The following is a 2,719-nucleotide window of genomic DNA, read 5'->3' as shown; positions in this document are numbered from 1 at the left end:
GGTTTCCAGATCGCGCGGCTGATCCGCCAGCGCGAGCCGGCCGGGCGGCACCTGCCGATCGTGGCGGTGACCGCGCGCCAGGGCAGCGAGGACGAGGCGAAGGCGCGCGCGGCGGGCATGGACGGCTTCCTGCGCAAGCCGCTCAGCGGCGAGCAGCTGGCGGCGGCGCTGGCGCGGGTGGTCGCTTCGGCGGGCGACGCCCCGGCCTGAGCCGTGGGCCGGCCGGCCCGCTCGCGCCGGTTGGGCGGTTTTGGCATGATGGCCGGCATGGGGCGGCCAACCGCCACGCATGGCGCTGCGTCGGCATGCAATACGGCGCAAGCGTGCATGGAAGCCCGAAGGGGACAACCTGAATGTTTTCGGCAGTCTTGCTGGTCCTGGCCCTCGGGCTGGCCGCGCCCGCGTCAGGCGTGCCGGCACCCGCCGCTGTCGCGACGCAGGCCGATCCGCTGCCGACCCCGCAGTTCCGTCGCTACGACACCTCGGACGGGTTGCCGAGCACCAGCGTCTATGCCGTGACGCAGGATCGCGCCGGTGCGATCTGGTTCGGCACCAAGGGCGGCCTGGCGCGCTTCGACGGCGTCGGCTTCACGGTGTTCCGGCATGCCGAGAATGATCCGGGCTCGTTGTACAACAACGGCATCGCCACGCTGATGGTCGATCGGCAGGGCCGGCTGTGGGCCGCCGGCCTGAACGCGGGCCTGAACCGCTACGACGAGGCCCGCGGTACGTTCCGCCACTGGGGGCACGACCCGGCCGACTCCGCCAGCCTGGCCAGCGACAGGGTATGGGCGGTTGCGCAGACCGCCGATGGCAGCTTGTGGGTGGGCAGCGCCGGCGGGCTCGACCGGATGCGTCCGGACGAGGGCGGCTTCGAGCACGTGGTCGATCCGCCGCTCGGCGCCACCCCGGCCGCGGTCGGCACCGTGGCCGCGCTGTACGTGGATCGCCACGAGCGGATGTGGATCGGCAGCAGCCATGGCGTGTTCGTGCGCGAGGCCGATGGCACGATCCGGCGTGTGCCCTCGGCCGAACCGCGGCGGACCATCGACGCGTGGCGGATCGACGGCAGCGGCGACGAGGTGCGCATCGCCGCCACCGACGGTCTGTGGATCGTCGGCGCCGACGGCGTGGCACGCCGCTTCGGCGCCGGCGTGATTCCCGACACCAACGTGATGAGCAGCGTGCGCGACGACGCCGGCCGCCTGTGGGTCGGCACGCAGAGGGGCCTGTTCCTGCAGGCGCGCCCGGGCGGGCCGGTGACCGCGGTGGCCGACCAGCCGGTGCTCTACGGCAACTTGCCCGGTACCTGGGTATGGCAGCTGATGGTCGATCGCGAAGGCGGCCTGTGGGCGGTGCTGTACGACGGCGGCGTGGCGTACCTGGGGCCGGGCTGGAACCGCTTCAGCCGCTTCACCCACATGCCGGACGACCCGTCCAGTTTGCGCGACGCGATCGCGACCACGATGGCGCGCGGCAAGGACGGTCGCCATGTGTGGGTGGGCCAGCGCGGCGGCCGTGTCGACCGGCTCGATCCGGTGGCCGGCACGGTCGAGCACGTGATATCGGGACTGCGCGGCGACGTGGTCGGCATGACCGAGGACGCGAGTAACCGCTTGTGGGTGGTGGTGCAGGGCGCGTTGTATCGCGATACTGACGGGCGGCTCGATCGGGTCGATCCGACCGGCGCGAAGCTGCAACGGCCGCTGGAGGTGGAGCCCGGGCCGGACGGCCAGATGTATGCGCGCACCTTCGGCCAGGGCCTGTTCCGCATCGACCCGGAGACGCTGGCGGTGCAGCCGGTGCCGATGGACGGCTCCAGCGACAAGGTGCGCTGGGGCAGCCAGATGACGCTGCACGACGGCGTCTTCTGGTACGCCAGCGACGGCGGCATGATGTGGCTGGACACGGCGCAGGGCCGTTTCGTGATGGTGCCGGGCGGGCCGACCGGGCAATCCGTCGATGCCTTCGATTTCACCGCCGACGGGCTGTGGATGGCCAATGCCGACGGGCTGGTCCACTACCGCCGCGGCGACGGCGGCATCGTGGTCGATCGCCGGATCGACGCGACGCATGGCTGGCCATCGGTCAACGTCACCGACCTGCGCGTCGATGCCGCCGGCCGGGTCTGGGTGTTTGGCCACGACGGCCTGTGGCGGTTCGCGCCGGACACCGGCGCGTTCCGTTCGTTCGGCCTGCAGGACGGCCTGACCAACGGCGAGTTCTTCCGCGGCTACGCGCGGATGCCCAGCGGCTACATCTACGCTGCCACCCTGGGTGGCGTGGTGGCGTTCAACCCGGACCGGAGCAACCGGCAGACCAGCGTGCCGCAGATGGCGCTCACTCAGGCCCGGGTGCGCCACCGCGGCGTCACCCAGGTACTGCCGATCGGCACGCAGCCCCTGCACATGGACTGGCACGACAGCCAGCTCGCGATCGAGGCGCGGGTGTTCTCCTACGTCGCGCCGGCTGCCAACCGCTACCGTTTCCGGCTGCACGGTTTCGACAGCGACTGGGTGGACACCGGCAGCCGCGGCGAGCGCGATTTCAGCGGTCTCGGCGCCGGCGACTACACGCTCGACGTGATGGCCGCGGGCGCGAACGGCCAATGGGTGCACCTGGCGACGCCGCTGCGCATCCACGTCGAGGCGCCGCCGTGGCGGCGCTGGTGGGCGTGGGCGATCTACGTGCTGCTCGCGGCCGCGCTGGTCGGCCTGGT

Annotated in this window: 2 protein-coding genes; both read left to right on the top strand. The window is 72.1% G+C overall.

Going from position 1 to position 2,719, the window contains the following annotated elements:
- Nucleotides 1-210: response regulator (locus tag RHOOR92_RS18750; RefSeq protein WP_037115380.1), on the top strand; the 210-nt coding region annotated here is incomplete at its 5' end.
- A gap of 143 nt (nucleotides 211-353) precedes the next feature.
- A partial coding sequence (locus tag RHOOR92_RS0111715) for a two-component regulator propeller domain-containing protein (RefSeq protein ID WP_027490292.1) occupies nucleotides 354-2,719 on the top strand: 2,366 nt, incomplete at its 3' end.

The organism is Rhodanobacter sp. OR92, assembly GCF_000427545.1.
GTDB lineage: Bacteria > Pseudomonadota > Gammaproteobacteria > Xanthomonadales > Rhodanobacteraceae > Rhodanobacter > Rhodanobacter denitrificans.
Note: the sequence above shows the minus strand (reverse complement) of the source record. Positions and strands in the feature narration are given on the sequence as shown.